Raw genomic sequence first — 14,476 nt, forward strand, 5'->3', positions numbered from 1 at the left:
ATCATGAGCGAACTGCTGACCCGGGAACAGTACCACGCCTTTGCGGCCGAGCTGCAATTCCCCACCGAGAGCTTTATCGGCGGTCGTTTTCGTCCGGCCCTGTCCGGTGAGACCCTGCCGACCATCAATCCGGCCACCGGCGAAGTCCTGGCCGAGATCGCCGCCTGCGGCACCGAAGACGTGGATCTGGCAGTGCAGGCCGCTCGTGACGCCTTTGATGATGGCCGCTGGAGCGAGCTGCACCCCAACGAGCGCAAGGCGGTATTGCTGAAGCTGGCCGATCTGATGGAGCAGCACAGCCTTGAACTGGCGGTGCTGGAAAGCCTGGACTCCGGCAAGCCGATCGCCGAGTGCGAGACGGTCGACGTGCCCGAAACCATTCACTTTATTCGCTGGCACGCCGAGTCGGTCGACAAGATTTACGATCAGACCGCGCCCGTCGGGTCGGATGCCGTGGCCATGGTGGTGCGCGAGCCCATCGGTGTGGTGGGCGCGGTGCTGCCCTGGAACTTTCCGCTGCTGATGCTGGGCTGGAAACTGGGCCCGGCGCTGGCGGCCGGCTGCACCGTGGTGCTCAAGCCCGCCATGCAGACGTCACTGACCACGCTGCGGGTAGCCGAGCTGGCGCACGAAGCCGGCCTGCCCGCCGGTGTGCTTAACGTGGTCACCGGCCGCGGCTCCGTGGTCGGGGCCGCCATTGGCCGCCACGCCGATGTGGACATGGTGACCTTTACCGGCTCCACCGAGACCGGCCGCCTGTTCCTGAACTATGCCGCCGAGTCCAACCTCAAGGAAGTGGTGCTGGAATGCGGCGGCAAGAACCCCTGCATCGTGCTGGACGATGCCGAAAACCTGGACAGCGTGGCCGACCATGTGGTGGCCGCCGCCTTTTGGAACATGGGCGAAAACTGCTCTGCCGGTTCACGGCTTATCGTTCATGAAAGCATCAAGGATGCCCTGCTCGAGCGTGTTTGCGCCAAGACCCGCGAGTGGCGCACCGGCGACCCGCTGGATCCGGCCAACAAGCTGGGCGCCCTGGTCGACAAGGGGCATTTCGACAAGGTGGTGAGCTATCTGCACCGGGGCAAGCAGGACGGTCATACCGTGTTGCTGGGCGGTGAGCCGATGGAAGGCAACTGCGTGCCCCCCACCATTTTCGACGGCGTGAAGAACGGCGACCTGCTGGCACGGGAAGAAATCTTCGGCCCGATACTGGTGGTGATCACCGTGTCCAGCGTCGAGGAGGCCATCGCGGTTGCCAATGATACCGACTACGGCCTGGCGGCCTCGGTATTCACCGGCAATGCCAAAAAGGCGCTGCGGGCGGCCCGGGCGGTCCGCGCCGGTACCGTTACCGTGAACTGCTTCGGTGAGGGAGATGCCACCACGCCCTTTGGCGGCTACAAGCAATCCGGCTTTGGCGGCCGTGACAACTCCGTTCATGCCCACGATCAGTACACCCAGCTGAAAACCATCTGGCTTGATCTGAACGACTAAGCCGATAACGCCCGGCGCACGGCGCCGGGCTTGTCCTGACGTACTTTTCTTCGAGAGGAATCGGAGAATGACCAAAACCATCAATGTCCGCCGCCTGCCCAGGGATACCGGGCCGGCCGGCTGGAACAGTATTCTTCCGCCCGCGCGCACCCATCCCGAGCTGACCGAGGATATTCGGGCCGACTGGGTGGTCGTGGGGGGCGGTTTTGCGGGCATGGCCGCGGCCCGGCGCCTGAGCCAGCAGGTGGGCAACGAGCGCGTGGTGTTGCTGGAGGCCGGCAGGCTGGCCCATGGGCCGGCGGGGCGCAACAGCGGCTTTATGATAGATCTGCCCCATGAGCTGAACTCGGAAACCTACGCCGGCGCGGCCGAGGCCGATGTGCGTCAAATTCGGCTGAATCGGGCGGCCATCGACTTCGCCCGGGGCATGGCGCAGGAATTCGGCATGCCCGAGCGGGTCTTTGACCCCTGCGGCAAGCTCACCGGTGCCGCCACCACCAAGGGCGCGCAGCATATCGACAGCTATGCCCGCCACCTGGAAGGGCTGGGCGAGCAGTACCGCCTGCTTGATGCCGGCGAGATGAAGGCGCACACCGGCATCGACTTTTACCAGAAAGGGCTTTATACCCCGGGTGCGGTGATGATTCAGCCGGCCGCCTTTATTCGCATGGCGGCCGAGGGCCTGGCCGAGCGGGTGGCCATTTATGAGCAGAGCCCGGTGGTAAAAATGGATCTGGGCGACGAGCATGTGCTGCACACGCCCCAGGGCCGAGTGCGCGCCCGCCATGTGATCCTGGCGGTGAACGGCCATATTCAGTCGTTCGGTTTTTATCCGCGTCAGTTGCTGCACGTGTTTACCTATGCCTCCATGAGCCGGGCCCTGTCTGCCGGCGAAGCGGCCCGGCTGGGCGGGACACCGGACTGGGGCGTGCTGCCGGCCGATCCCATGGGCACCACGGTGCGCCGGGTTTCCGATCTGATGGGCAGCGGCGATCGGGTGACGGTGCGCAACCGCTTTACCCTGAACCAGTCGATGGAAATTTCCGAGCGCCAGCTCAGGGATGTGTTCAAGGCCCACGACCGTGCCTTTGCCGTGCGTTTTCCCATGCTCGACGGGGTGCCGATGGAGCACCGCTGGGGGGGCCGGCTGTGCCTGTCCTGGAATTCGGTGCCGGCCTTTGGTGAGCTGGAGTCGCGGGTATATTCCGCCGCCTGCCAGAACGGTCTGGGTACGGTGAAAGGGACGCTTTCGGGTATGATGGCGGTGGATCTGGCGCTGGGGCAGCACTCTGTACTACTGGACGAATTTATGGGCTACGAGGCCCCCCGGCGGTTGCCGCCCGAGCCTTTCTTGTCGGTGGGCGCCAACCTGACCATGCGCTGGAAGGAATGGCTGGCGGGTATCGAATTGTAATTGCCATGGCCCCATGATTGCCGGGCAGGCAGTGAGCAGGAATAAACAAGGAGTATGCAATGAGTATCAACACTGCTGAGTTTCTGAACCCGGTGAATACCCAGACCTGGGACAATGGTCGCCACCTGGTCCGCTGCGTCAAGGTGATTCAGGAAACCCATGACGTCTGCACCTTTACCTTTGGCATGGGCCAGCCGGTGCTGTTTTTCTTCAAACCCGGCCAGTTTGTGACCCTGGAGCTGGAAATCAATGGCGAGCGGGTGATGCGCTCCTACACCATCTCCAGCGCGCCCTCCATTCCCTACAGTTTTTCCATCACGGTGAAGCGGGTGCCCGGTGGCGTGGTGTCGAACTGGCTGCACGACAACCTGCGCTCCGGCGATCAGCTGGCGGTGCATGGTCCGGTCGGGCAGTTCAACTGCCTGGACTACCCGGCCGACAAGGTGCTGCTGCTGTCCGGCGGCGTGGGCATTACCCCGGTGATGTCGATGGCGCGCTGGTGGTTCAATACCGACTCCGAGGTCGACATGGTGTTTGCGCACAGCGCCCGCACCCCCAGAGACGTGATCTACAGCCAGGAGCTGGAGTACATGTCTTCCCGCATCGACAACTTCAAGCTGCACCTGATTTGTGAACGCATGGAGGTGGGGCAGGGCTGGAGCGGGTACCGTGGCTACCTGAACCGGCACATGCTGGAGCTTATTGCCCCCGACTTTCTGGAGCGTGAAGTGTTCTGCTGCGGCCCCACGCCCTATATGCGCGCCATTCGTGCCCTGCTGGAAGAGGCCGGCTTTGACATGCGCCGCTATCACGAAGAGTCCTTTGGCGCGACGCCCGTTGAGGATATTCGGCAGGCCGAGGTGCATGCCGACGAAGCCGAGATTCTGGAAGCCGAGCTGGAGCAGCTGGAGACGGTGTCGGTCAGCTTTGCCGAGTCCGGTGTCAGCACCGAGGTAATAGTGGGCACCAACCTCAACGAGGCGGCCCTGGCCGCCGGGGTGACCATTCCCAAGGCCTGTGGCATGGGCATTTGTGGCGCCTGCAGGGTCAAGGTCAGTGGCAAATACCACATGGAGCATAACGGCGGCATTACCGAGGAAGAAGAGCAGGAAGGTTATGTGCTGTCCTGCTGCACGCGGGTGGCAAGCGCGATGGAAGTGGACTATTAAGTCGAGACCATAAGTTCCGCCCCACCTGGCCCCGGCAGCACGCCGGGGCCTTTTTGTTATTTGGCGAACAGCGGGCTCGATTGCCGGCGCCGCGGCGCCGGCAGGCGTTGCAGCAGCAGCGCCATCACCACCACCAGGCCGCCCATCCAGGCCTGCTCGCCGGGCGCTTCCGCCAGTACCAGCCAGACCCACAGCGGTCCGAGAATCATTTCCAGCAGCATCAGCAGGCTCACCTCCGCCGCCGGCAGGTAGCGCGGCCCTTGGGTGATCAGGGCATAGGCCAAGGGCACCACGCCCAGGCCGAGCAGGGCCATCCACAGCATGTCCTGGGCCGGCATCACCAGCGTCGGGGTCTGGAACAGGGCAAACAGGCTTACCAACAGGCCGGCGGGCACCAGCGCCGGGGTCATGTCGGCGGGGCTGGCGGCCCGCTCCACCACGAACTTGGCGGCCATGCTGGCGGCGCACAGCAGGGCGGTGAGATCACCGAGCAGGTGGCCCTGATCCCGGCTGCCGGAAAACACCAGCGCCAGCCCGCCGATGCACAACCCTATGGCCAGCCAGGTACGCCCGGACACGCTTTCCTGCAACACAAAGCGGCTGAGCAGGGCGCCAATCAACGGCGCGGCGCTCAGAATGATCAGGGTGTTGGCCACGCTGGTGAGCCGAATCGAGATCACAAAGGTGATGGTGCAAATGGCATAAAACAGGGCCGAGCCCAGTCCCAGGCCGAACAGCCGGCGGCTGGGACGGTAACGATGCCGCCGACACAAGCAGGCGGTGCCGATGCACAGGCTGAGCAGCAGCCCGCGCCAGAACAGCAAGGTCCAGTGATCGGCGCTTATCAGGCGAATCAGCAGGGCATCCAGGCTGAGCACGGCCACCCCGGCCAGGGTCAACAGCACACCTTTGTGGTAAGGACTCATAACGGTATCCAGGCGAATGAATAATGGCCAGCATGGCCACTTTTTCGCTGCCGGACTGTGCTGAAAGCGGCCGAAAAGGCGACGGAAACGACCCGAAAAGGGCGGGCACAAAAAACGGGCCTGACGGCCCGTTTGTATTCAAATCAGCAGTGGACTTATTTCACCGCGACCGGCTCGGGGGCAAGCCCGGCCTCTTCCCGCTGCCATTGCTCCTGTTCCGCAGCCGTGGCCCTGGGCGAGAACCAGCCCAGGTAACCATAGGCCATGCCGATCAGCGGCGACAGCCAGCAGGCAAAGGCCAGGGGAATGTACAGCAGGTTCTCGGTGTGGCCTTCGGCAATGCCCAGCCCCAGTGCGGTGATCACCACGGCGCCGCCGGCGTTCCAGGGAATGAGCGGCGAGATCAGGGTGCCGCCTTCTTCACAGGCGCGGGACAGGTTGAGCGGCGAGTAGCCCTTGGCCTTGTAGGCGGGGGCATACATGCGTCCGGGCAGGGCGATGGACAGGTAAGGGTCGCCGCCCACCACATTGGTCATGGCCGAGGTGGCGATGGCGGAGCCCTGCATGGCGCCAAAGCTTTTGGCCCGGCCGAGAATCTTCTCCACGATCACCGTCAGGCAGCCGGTGCGCTCCAGCACGCCGCCGAAGGCCAGCGCCACCAGCATCAGGGTGATCACCCAGGTCATGCTCTGAATGCCGCCGCGGTTGAGCAGGGCGTCAATTTCACGTACGCCGGTGTCTATCTGATAGCCGCTGAACATGAATTCAAAGGCCTGTTGCAGTCCCACTCCCTGGGTCAGCATGGCGGTGGCCAGGCCCAGCAGGGCACCGGCAAACAGGGTGGGCAGGGCCGGCATCTTTTTCAGTGCCAGGCCAATGGTAACCACCAGCGGCAGCAGCAGGGTCCAGGACAGCTCAAAGTGCCGATCCAGGCCGGCGATGATGCCGTCGATACGGGCGAAGTCCACCGCCTGATCGCCGATAAAGGAAAAGCCTGCCACCAGGTAAATGCCCAGGGCAATCAGCATGGCGGGCACCGTGGTGGGCAGCATGTTGCGAATATGGTCGAACAGGTCCACACCGGTCACCGCCGGGGCCAGGTTGGTGGTGTCCGACAGCGGTGACATCTTGTCGCCGAAGAAGGCGCCCGACACTACGGCACCGGCGGTCCAGTACATGGGAATGTCAAAGCCGTTGCCGATGCCCATCAGCGCCAGGCCCACGGTGCCCGTGGTGCCCCAGGAGGTACCGAGCGACACCGATACCACGGCACAGATCAGCACACAGGCGGCCAGGAACAGTTCCGGGGAGATCAGGCTGAGGCCCAGCTTGATGAGGTAGGGTACGGTGCCGCTGGCGATCCAGATACCGACGATCATGCCCACGATGATCAGTATGCCGACCGACTGCAGGCCGAGACGCACCACGTGCATGATGCCGTCTTCCATGTCGTGCCAGCGATAGCCGCGCAGCCAACCGATCAGCGCGGTAATGGCCACGCCCATGGCCAGGGGCACGTGGGGGGTGAAATTGCCGAAATAAAACAGCTGCACACCCAGCACCACAAAGGTAAGGGCGATGGGCAGGCAGGCCAGCCAGAAGCCGGGCTTTTGGGGGGCTTGTGTTGTCATGGTTCTCTCCTTGAGCCAAAAGCCACCCGGCCAACGCCGGGGGCGTGAAAAATGACTCATTCAGGCTAAGGAGAGTTTGTAACGGGCCATTGCGTTAATTGTAAAAAATTGTAACGGCTTGTATCAGTGTTGCGATTCCAGCTGCCGGCACAGTGTCGCCAGCTGCTCGCCGGCCTGCTCGGCGGCGTGTTTCAGGGCGTCGGGCAGGGCCGCTGACAGCCCCTGCTGGCGCTCGGCGGCGCGCTCCAGCTCGCCCAGTGCCTCGGCCAGGGGCCGCTGATCCAGCATGGCGGCGGTGCCGCCCAGGCGATGGGCCAGCCGGGCCAGCTCGGCATGATCTTCGTCCGTCAGGGCCCGGTGCAGCTCGGTCATTTTGCCGGGCAACTCCTCGGCAAAGCGGGCGGCCATGGCGCGCAGGCGGGACCGGCCCAACACCCGCAGGTGCTCCTGCAGCAGCGGCTGATCCAGGCTGATGTCGGAGCGCAGGCGAACGCCCAGGGCCTGAGCCAGGGCCTGAGTGAGCCGGGGCCACTGTACCGGTTTGGCCACCACGGCCTTCAGGCCGGCATCCAGGTAGCGACGAATGTCTTCCGGGGTCACGCTGGCGGTCAGCGCGATAATGGGAGTGTCCTGGTTCAGGCCGGTGAGCTGCTCGCGGAGCAGGCGGCTGGTTTCCAGGCCGTCCATGCCCGGCAGGTGCATGTCCATCAGAATAATGTCAAAGGCCTGCTGGCGGGATACCTCCAGCGCCTGCTCGCCGCTTTCGGCCTGGCTTACCACATGGTTGTGCTGCTCCAGCAGGGCGGTGAGAATGCCCCGGTTAATGGCGACGTCTTCCACCAGCAGCAGGCTGAGGCTGGGCAGGGCGGTGAGTTCGGTTTGTGGGGTTTTGGCCGGAGCCTGTACCGAGGGCAACGGCAGGCTGAAGGCAAAACGGCTGCCCTGGCCGGGGCTGCTTTCCAGGGTCAGGGTGCCGCCCATGGCCTCGATCAGCCGGCGGGAAATGGCCAGCCCGAGGCCGGTGCCGCCAAAGCGCCGACTGATGCTCTCGTCGGCCTGGGTAAAGCGGTCGAAAATACGGTCCTGCTGTTCGGCGGCAATGCCGATGCCGTTGTCTTCCACCACAAACTGCCAGCCGCCGCCGACCGGGCGCACCGCCAGTCGTACCTGGCCGCCCTCGTGGGTGAACTTGATGGCGTTGGACAGCAGGTTGATCAGCACCTGACGCACTCGGCTGGCGTGACCCGACAGCCAGGGCAGGGTGTCGGGAGTATTGAGCCGCAGCCGTATCTGCTTGGCGCCGGCATAGCCCTGCATCATGGCCAGGGTGCTTTCCAGCAGTTCACTCAGGGCAAAGGGCGCCGGCTCTTCCGGCAGCGGCCCCTGCTCCAGGGCGGCGTAATCGAGCACGTCGTTGAGCAGCATCAGCAGGTGATCGGCGGAGTGTTGCAGGGTGTCGAGCAGCCCCTTTTCCTGGCGGTTTTCCAGCGACGGCCGCAGCAGGGTCAGGGTGCCCAGAATACCGTTCATGGGGGTGCGCAGCTCGTGGGTCATGTTGGCGATAAAGCGTGCCTTGGCGCTGTCGGCGGCTTCCGCCTCTTCCTTGGCCTGGCGCAGGTGCTGGGTGCGCCGGTCGACCAGGGCCTCGAGCTTGGCCTTGTCGTGCTGCAATTCGCTCTGGCGGCGTTCCACCGCCCGGCGCATGGTGTTGATGGCGCCCACCAGGGTGTCGAGTTCGTCGGGCACGGTATTGGGGGGGCGGGCCAGATTGAGCGGGGCGGTGTCGGGGTGGCCTTCCCCAATCTGCGCCACATTGCGGGCCATGCGTTCAAGGTGGCGGGTGACCCGGCGTTGAAACACCAGCATCAGGCTGAGTGCAATCAGCAGCACCGTCAGCGACTGGCCCAGCAGAATGCTGCGGGCACGGCTCATCAGCTGATGGCGAATGCTTTGCCGGCTGAAGGCCACTTCCAGCCGGCCTACCTGTTGTGGCCCCAGGGCGGGGCTGGGATAGACGAGATCAAAGCCGTGCCGGTTGACCCCGTCCCGTTCCGGCCCCTTGCTCAGGGTCAGCGGCGCCGCCAGGCCATCACCGGTGACGGTAAGACTGGCCATGTGGGGCATGTCGAGCATGCTTTCCAGCTGCAATCTGGCCTGGGGCAGGTTCAGATCCCACAGGCTGCGCGACAGGCTGTCGAGGTAGCTGTGTTCGATCAGCAGCAGGCGCTCATCCATTTCCCGGTTGATTTTGCGGTGATCCAGCCACAGCTGCACGGCGGTGGACGCCAGGGTAAAACCCAGGCTGACCACGATGACCAGCAGAAACAGGCGAAAACTCAAGGGGTGCTGCCGGCGGTAACGGGGCAGCAGGCTCAACAGGGCATTCATCTCAGGGGGAATCCAGATACAGGCGTTCAAAAAAGGGCGTAATGCGCTGAATGTAGCGATCGCTGGCCAGCGCACCCAGCCGGTCCGACAGTGCCGGCAACAGGGGTTCGAGCACCGAGCCCCGAGGCAGGGCCAGGTGGTAGTGTTCCAGGGTCAGCAGCTCGGGCAGGGGTTGCACCTTGTCGGTCAGGCCGAGCTTGCGTGCCTGCAGCCGGCCGGTGGCCAGGCCGATGGGCATGTAGTCGATGCGCCCGAGCGACAGCTTGCGAAAATTCTGTTCGCCGCTGGAGACTCGTTCCACGTGGGGATAGGCGGCGGCCAGATGATCGAATTCGTCTCCGAAACTGTCGCCAAACAGCAGCCCCAGGGTTTTGTCGGACAGGTTCCAGGGGCTGCGGCTGCCATTACCGAAGTGGGTGAACAGCACCACGGGATCGGCCACCACCGGCTGGGCGCTGAACACGAAGTCCCGGTCTCTTCCTTGCGTCTTGTAGGCGGACACAATCAAATCCACCTTGCCCTGGCGGGCCGCCAGCTGGCAGCGCTCCCAGTTGCCGAATACCCGCATGTCGACCCGATAGCCGTGCTCGCCCAGCAGCTTGCGCGCCAGGTAGGGGGCGATGCCGGTCAGCTCGCCGTTCTGCTCCCAGGACAGGGGGGGGTAGACCGGGTGGCCACAGGCGGTCACCACGCGGGGCTCGGCCAGGCCGGCGGGCGCCCACAACAGCAGCAGCAGGCCAATCAGCAACATGGCACCGGCCTTGGGGTAAACACATAACCGGCGCCGTGCACGGTCAGGATCAGCCGGGGGTTGGCCGGATCGTCCCCCAGCTTGCGCCGCAGCCGGCCCACCAGTACGTCCACGGTGCGGTCGTTGGGGGCCCATTCCCGGTTCTTGATGCGATCCAGCAGCTGATCCCGGGACAGGGTCTGGCCGGCGTGGTTGAGAAAGGCACACAACAGCTGGTATTCGCCATGGGTGAGGGGCGTGCCGGCGTCCTGGTCGTCGAGCAGCAGGCGGCGGTCGAGGTCGACCCGCCACTGATCAAAGCGGCGCAGGTTGGCGGTGGTGGCTTGCTGCCGGGGCGCGGCGGCGCGCACCCGGCGCGCCAGGTTCTTGGCCCGGGCCAGTAGTTCGCGGGGGTTAAAGGGTTTGGACACATACTCGTCGGCACCGCATTCCAGGCCGATGATGCGTTCTATCTCGTCCTGGCGGCTGGTGACCAGAATAATGCCGGTGTCGCCGTGGGTGCGAATTTCCCGGGTCAGGGTGAGGCCGTCCTTGCCCGGCAGGCGAATGTCGAGCAGCACCAGATCGATGGCTTCATCGCGCAGCAGTCGCTCGGCGTCTTCGGCACTGGCGGCGCAGTGTACCCGGTATTGTTCCGCGCGAAAGTAATCCGCCAGGCAATCTCTGGTGATGTCATCGTCTTCCACTATCAGAATGCTGATATCCATATCACGCCTTTCCTGTGTACTGAGAGCCGGCACTTCTATCACCGCCGTCGCGGACTGTCAACGCGCTCAGGCGCTGCGTCGCAACTGCCGGGCCAGGCTGGGGGAGACCCCGAAGAAGTCCTTGAAGCAGTGGCTGAAGTGGGTGGAGCTGGCAAAACCACAGGCCACGGCGATGTTGGCGATGCTGTCGTCGCTTTGCAGTAGCAGCCGGCGCGCCTGGGTAATGCGCAACTCCAGGTAATAGCGCGAGGGCGTGGTTTGCAGGTGGGTCTGAAACAGCCGCTCCACCCGACGCCGCGACAGATTCACATAACCGGCCAGCTCCTCGATGCCCAGCGGCTCCTCGATATTGCTGTTCATCAGTCGCAGCAGATCCCTGAGCGCCCCGGGCAGGGTGGGATCGTTTTCCGCCAGAGTGAGCCGGGTTTCGCTGTCGTCGGCGAGGCGGTCGCTGCTCAGAATTTCGCGAATGGCGCGCACGGTATCGGGGCCGTGCAGCCGTTCAATCATCATCAGCATCATTTCCAGGGCGCTGCTGGGGCCGGCGCAGGTCAGGGTGCGGGCGTCCACCACCATGGCCTGATTAGAGACCTCCACCTGGGAAAAGCGCTCCCGGGCAAAGCTGTGGTTGTCGGGATGAATGGCGCAGCACAGTCCGTCCAGGGTGCCGGCATACGCCAGGGCCACGGCGCCGTTCCACAACCCCGCCAGCACCTTTTCCTTGCGATGGGCCAGCCTCAGCTTGCGAGACAGCGCCGCATGCTCGGACAGTTCGCAGCGAAAGCCGCCGCACACCACCACCACATCGAGGGCGTCGTCCCCTTCCAGGGGCAGGGCTTCCAGGGTGTGATTGGCGGAAATGTCGATGGCCAGATCACTGCGCACCGTGGTGCTGTGCAGGCCATAGCTGGTAATGGTGAACAGGGGGGTGGACTGCACCAGGTTGGCGGTCACCAGGGCGTCGACGGCGGCGGTAAAGGCCATCATGGAAAAATGGGGCAGCAATACAAAACCGACCCGTACCGGTGCATTGCCGGCGGCGCGGGCGGGCAGAAAGGCACTGTTGGTATCGCGCAGCCGATGGCTGAAATGACGTTTTTCGCTGACTTGAGACATGGTTTTGCGTGAATCGGGGCAGGGTGACAAATGGCGTCACCGGTGCGTAACGGCGTGTTAACCGCAGTTTACCGTGCCGGGGCGGGCTTTGCACCCTTTGCTCCTCAAGACGGCCATGGTAGCGACGACGGACCCCGATCACGAATGTTGCTCAAATGTGAGGTGTTGTCGCAAATACGCAGTATTGAGCCGCTACCAATCATCTTTCCCGTCAGGGGCGGCAGTAGTATGCGCTAAAAGCACTTTCGGCAGGCCCGAAACGGGTGCCGAATGGATGAACAAGGACCGGGCGGAGCCCGGCGCGAGCAAGGAGGTCAAGACATGTTCAACAGACAAGTCCGCATTCAGGATATCGATCCGGCCCTGTGGTCGGCCATGGAAGAAGAGGCCACGCGCCAGGAGCAGCACATTGAGCTGATTGCTTCGGAAAACTACACCAGCCCGGCGGTGATGGAAGCGCAAGGCTCGGTGCTCACCAACAAATATGCGGAAGGTTACCCGGGCAAGCGCTATTACGGCGGTTGCGAGGCGGTAGACAAGGTTGAACAGCTGGCCATCGATCGCGCCAAGGAACTGTTCGGCGCCGACTACGCCAACGTTCAGCCCCACTCCGGCTCCCAGGCCAATGCCGCCGTTTACATGGCCCTGTGTGCCCCCGGCGACACCGTGCTGGGCATGAGCCTGGCCCACGGTGGTCACCTGACCCACGGGGCCAAGGTGAGCTTCTCCGGCAAGATCTATAACGCCGTGCAGTATGGCCTGAACGATACCACCGGCGAGGTGGACTACGACCAGGTCGAGCGGCTGGCGCTGGAGCACAAGCCGACCATGATCGTGGCCGGTTTTTCCGCCTACTCCCAGATCATGGACTGGTCCCGTTTTCGCGCCATCGCCGACAAGGTCGGGGCCTATTTGTTCGTGGACATGGCCCACGTGGCCGGCCTGGTGGCCGCCGGTGTCTATCCCAACCCGGTGCCTTTTGCCGACGTGGTGACCACCACCACCCACAAGACCCTGCGCGGCCCCCGTGGCGGCCTGATCCTGGCCAAAGCCAACCCCGAACTGGAAAAGAAGCTCAACGGCGCCGTGTTCCCCGGTGGCCAGGGTGGCCCGCTGATGCACGCCATCGCCGCCAAGGCGGTGGCCTTTGCCGAGGCGCTCAAGCCGGAATTTGGCGACTACCAGCGCGCTGTGGTGGAAAACGCCCAGGCCATGGTGGAAGTATTTCAGAAGCGCGGTTTTGACGTGGTGTCGAACGGTACCGAAAACCACCTGTTCCTGCTTGATTTGTCCGCTCGGGGCATTACCGGCAAGGACGCGGATCGGGTGCTGGGCGAGGCCAACATTACCGTCAACAAGAATGCCGTGCCCAATGACCCGCAGCCGCCCTTCGTGACCTCGGGCCTGCGCATCGGCACCCCGGCGGTAACCAGCCGCGGTTTCAAGGCCGAGCACTGCCGCCAGCTGGCGGGTTGGATCTGCGACATTCTCGAACACATGGACGACCCGGACGTGATCATCTCGGTCAAGGACCAGGTAGCCAGCCTTTGCAGCTACTTCCCGGTGTATCGCTAAGCGGTTCAACCCCATCAGGACACGGACTTCAATCAACAGGTGACCACAATGCAGAAATATTCAGGATTCGGGCTGCTCAAGCACGCCCTGACCCACCACGAGAACTGGCAGAAAGTGTGGCGCAACCCCACGCCCAAGCACGAAGGCTACGACGTTATTATCGTGGGTGGCGGCGGCCACGGCCTGGCCACGGCCTACTACCTGGCCAAGGAGCACGGCATCACCAATGTGGCGGTGATCGAAAAGGGTTACCTGGGCGGCGGCAACACCGCTCGTAACACCACTATCGTGCGTTCCAACTACCTGTGGGACGAGGCGGCCTGGCTCTACGAGCACTCCATGAAACTGTGGGAAGGCCTGGCCCAGGATCTGAACTACAACCTGATGTTCAGCCAGCGCGGTGTACTCAACCTGGGGCATACCCTGCAGGACATGCGCGACATCGAGCGCCGGGTCAACGCCAACCGCCTGAACGGCATCGACAGTGAAGTACTCAACACCCAGCAGGTGCAGGATCTGGTGCCCATTCTGGATTGCTCCAAGAACGCCCGTTATCCGGTGCTGGGCGCCTCATGGCAGGCCCGGGGCGGCACCGCCCGTCACGACGCCGTGGCCTGGGGCTTTGCCCGCGCCGCCGACGCCATGGGCGTGCACCTGATTCAGCAGACCGAAGTCACCGGCATTCGCCGTGAAAACGGCGCCGTCACCGGTGTGGACACCACCCGCGGCTTTATCAAGGCGCCCAAGGTGGCCTGCGTGACCGCCGGCAACTCCGGCGTCATGGCCAACATGGTGGGCATGAAGCTGCCGCTGGAATCCCACCCGCTGCAGGCCATGGTATCCGAGCCGGTCAAGCCCATTCTCGACACCGTGGTGATGTCCAACCACGTGCACGGCTATGTGTCCCAGTCCGACAAGGGCGATCTGGTGATCGGCGCCGGCATCGACAGCTATCTGGGTTACGGCCAGCGCGGCTCCTTCCCGGTGGTGGAGCACACCATGGCGGCCATTGTGGAAATGTTCCCGATCTTCAGCCGGGTTCGCCTGAACCGGACCTGGGGCGGCATTGTGGACACCTGTCCGGATGCCTGTCCGATTATTTCCAAGACCCACATCAAGGGCCTGTATTTCAACTGCGGTTGGGGCACCGGCGGCTTCAAGGCCACCCCGGGCTCGGGCAACGTGTTCGCCCACACCATTGCCAAGGACGACCCGCACCCACTGGCGAAACCGTTCAACGTTGACCGTTTTGTCAGCGGCCACCTGATCGACGAGCACGGCGCAGCCGGCGTAGCCCACTAA

11 protein-coding genes are annotated in these 14,476 nt (G+C 63.9%); 5 read left to right on the top strand and 6 right to left on the bottom strand.

Going from position 1 to position 14,476, the window contains the following annotated elements:
- The first annotated feature begins 3 nt into the window (after window positions 1-3).
- The 3 genes from OJHNALOF_RS13940 (at window position 4) to OJHNALOF_RS13950 (ending at window position 4,080) form a co-directional block, all read left to right on the top strand.
- Window positions 4-1,497, top strand: a complete 1,494-nt coding sequence (locus OJHNALOF_RS13940; RefSeq protein WP_165662393.1) for an aldehyde dehydrogenase — start codon at window positions 4-6, stop codon at window positions 1,495-1,497.
- Between the two features lie 67 nt (window positions 1,498-1,564).
- A complete protein-coding gene (locus tag OJHNALOF_RS13945; protein WP_165662394.1) occupies window positions 1,565-2,911 on the top strand; it encodes an FAD-binding oxidoreductase in 1,347 nt (448 codons plus the stop codon).
- Window positions 2,912-2,970: 59 nt separating this feature from the next.
- Window positions 2,971-4,080: a hybrid-cluster NAD(P)-dependent oxidoreductase gene (locus OJHNALOF_RS13950; RefSeq protein ID WP_165662395.1), complete on the top strand. Its 1,110-nt coding sequence runs from the start codon at window positions 2,971-2,973 to the stop codon at window positions 4,078-4,080.
- Between the two features lie 56 nt (window positions 4,081-4,136).
- Here the strand turns inward: OJHNALOF_RS13950 and OJHNALOF_RS13955 are convergent, their stop codons facing one another.
- The 6 genes from OJHNALOF_RS13955 to OJHNALOF_RS13980 form a co-directional block, all read right to left on the bottom strand.
- A complete protein-coding gene (locus OJHNALOF_RS13955; protein WP_165662396.1) occupies window positions 4,137-5,006 on the bottom strand; it encodes a DMT family transporter in 870 nt (289 codons plus the stop codon).
- Between the two features lie 155 nt (window positions 5,007-5,161).
- Window positions 5,162-6,637 carry a Na+/H+ antiporter NhaC gene (gene nhaC / locus OJHNALOF_RS13960; RefSeq protein ID WP_094198993.1) on the bottom strand — a complete coding sequence of 492 codons (1,476 nt, stop codon included), beginning with the start codon at window positions 6,635-6,637 and terminating at the stop codon, window positions 5,162-5,164.
- Between the two features lie 123 nt (window positions 6,638-6,760).
- Window positions 6,761-9,025, bottom strand: a complete 2,265-nt coding sequence (locus tag OJHNALOF_RS13965) for an ATP-binding protein (protein ID WP_165662397.1) — start codon at window positions 9,023-9,025, stop codon at window positions 6,761-6,763.
- A gap of 1 nt (window position 9,026) precedes the next feature.
- Window positions 9,027-9,776 carry an ABC transporter substrate-binding protein gene (locus OJHNALOF_RS13970; RefSeq protein ID WP_240919733.1) on the bottom strand — a complete coding sequence of 250 codons (750 nt, stop codon included), beginning with the start codon at window positions 9,774-9,776 and terminating at the stop codon, window positions 9,027-9,029.
- Window positions 9,767-10,483, bottom strand: a complete 717-nt coding sequence (locus tag OJHNALOF_RS13975) for a response regulator (protein WP_165662398.1) — start codon at window positions 10,481-10,483, stop codon at window positions 9,767-9,769. The genes OJHNALOF_RS13970 and OJHNALOF_RS13975 overlap by 10 nt, the downstream gene beginning before the upstream one ends.
- A gap of 66 nt (window positions 10,484-10,549) precedes the next feature.
- The gene (locus OJHNALOF_RS13980) at window positions 10,550-11,599 is read right to left on the bottom strand and encodes a GlxA family transcriptional regulator (RefSeq protein ID WP_165662399.1); all 1,050 of its coding nucleotides are present in this window, start codon (window positions 11,597-11,599) and stop codon (window positions 10,550-10,552) included.
- A 321-nt stretch (window positions 11,600-11,920) separates the two neighbouring features.
- On the opposite strand from OJHNALOF_RS13980, the gene glyA reads away from it, so the two are divergent.
- Window positions 11,921-13,174, top strand: a complete 1,254-nt coding sequence (gene glyA, locus OJHNALOF_RS13985; RefSeq protein WP_094198997.1) for a serine hydroxymethyltransferase — start codon at window positions 11,921-11,923, stop codon at window positions 13,172-13,174.
- A 48-nt stretch (window positions 13,175-13,222) separates the two neighbouring features.
- Window positions 13,223-14,476: a sarcosine oxidase subunit beta family protein gene (locus OJHNALOF_RS13990; protein WP_094198998.1), complete on the top strand. Its 1,254-nt coding sequence runs from the start codon at window positions 13,223-13,225 to the stop codon at window positions 14,474-14,476.

It is taken from the genome of Oceanimonas sp. MB9 (genome assembly GCF_011319775.1).
In the GTDB taxonomy this organism is placed as follows: domain Bacteria; phylum Pseudomonadota; class Gammaproteobacteria; order Enterobacterales; family Aeromonadaceae; genus Oceanimonas; species Oceanimonas doudoroffii.

Bases quoted from the DNA above. Each gene is read 5' to 3' on its own strand.
- OJHNALOF_RS13940 (WP_165662393.1), top strand. From the start codon at position 4: ATGAGCGAACTGCTGACCCGGGAACAGTACCACGCCTTTGCGGCCGAG.
- OJHNALOF_RS13945 (WP_165662394.1), top strand. From the start codon at position 1,565: ATGACCAAAACCATCAATGTCCGCCGCCTGCCCAGGGATACCGGGCCG.
- OJHNALOF_RS13950 (WP_165662395.1), top strand. From the start codon at position 2,971: ATGAGTATCAACACTGCTGAGTTTCTGAACCCGGTGAATACCCAGACC.
- OJHNALOF_RS13955 (WP_165662396.1), bottom strand. From the start codon at position 5,006: ATGAGTCCTTACCACAAAGGTGTGCTGTTGACCCTGGCCGGGGTGGCC.
- nhaC (WP_094198993.1), bottom strand. From the start codon at position 6,637: ATGACAACACAAGCCCCCCAAAAGCCCGGCTTCTGGCTGGCCTGCCTG.
- OJHNALOF_RS13965 (WP_165662397.1), bottom strand. From the start codon at position 9,025: ATGAATGCCCTGTTGAGCCTGCTGCCCCGTTACCGCCGGCAGCACCCC.
- OJHNALOF_RS13970 (WP_240919733.1), bottom strand. From the start codon at position 9,776: ATGTTGCTGATTGGCCTGCTGCTGCTGTTGTGGGCGCCCGCCGGCCTG.
- OJHNALOF_RS13975 (WP_165662398.1), bottom strand. From the start codon at position 10,483: ATGGATATCAGCATTCTGATAGTGGAAGACGATGACATCACCAGAGAT.
- OJHNALOF_RS13980 (WP_165662399.1), bottom strand. From the start codon at position 11,599: ATGTCTCAAGTCAGCGAAAAACGTCATTTCAGCCATCGGCTGCGCGAT.
- glyA (WP_094198997.1), top strand. From the start codon at position 11,921: ATGTTCAACAGACAAGTCCGCATTCAGGATATCGATCCGGCCCTGTGG.
- OJHNALOF_RS13990 (WP_094198998.1), top strand. From the start codon at position 13,223: ATGCAGAAATATTCAGGATTCGGGCTGCTCAAGCACGCCCTGACCCAC.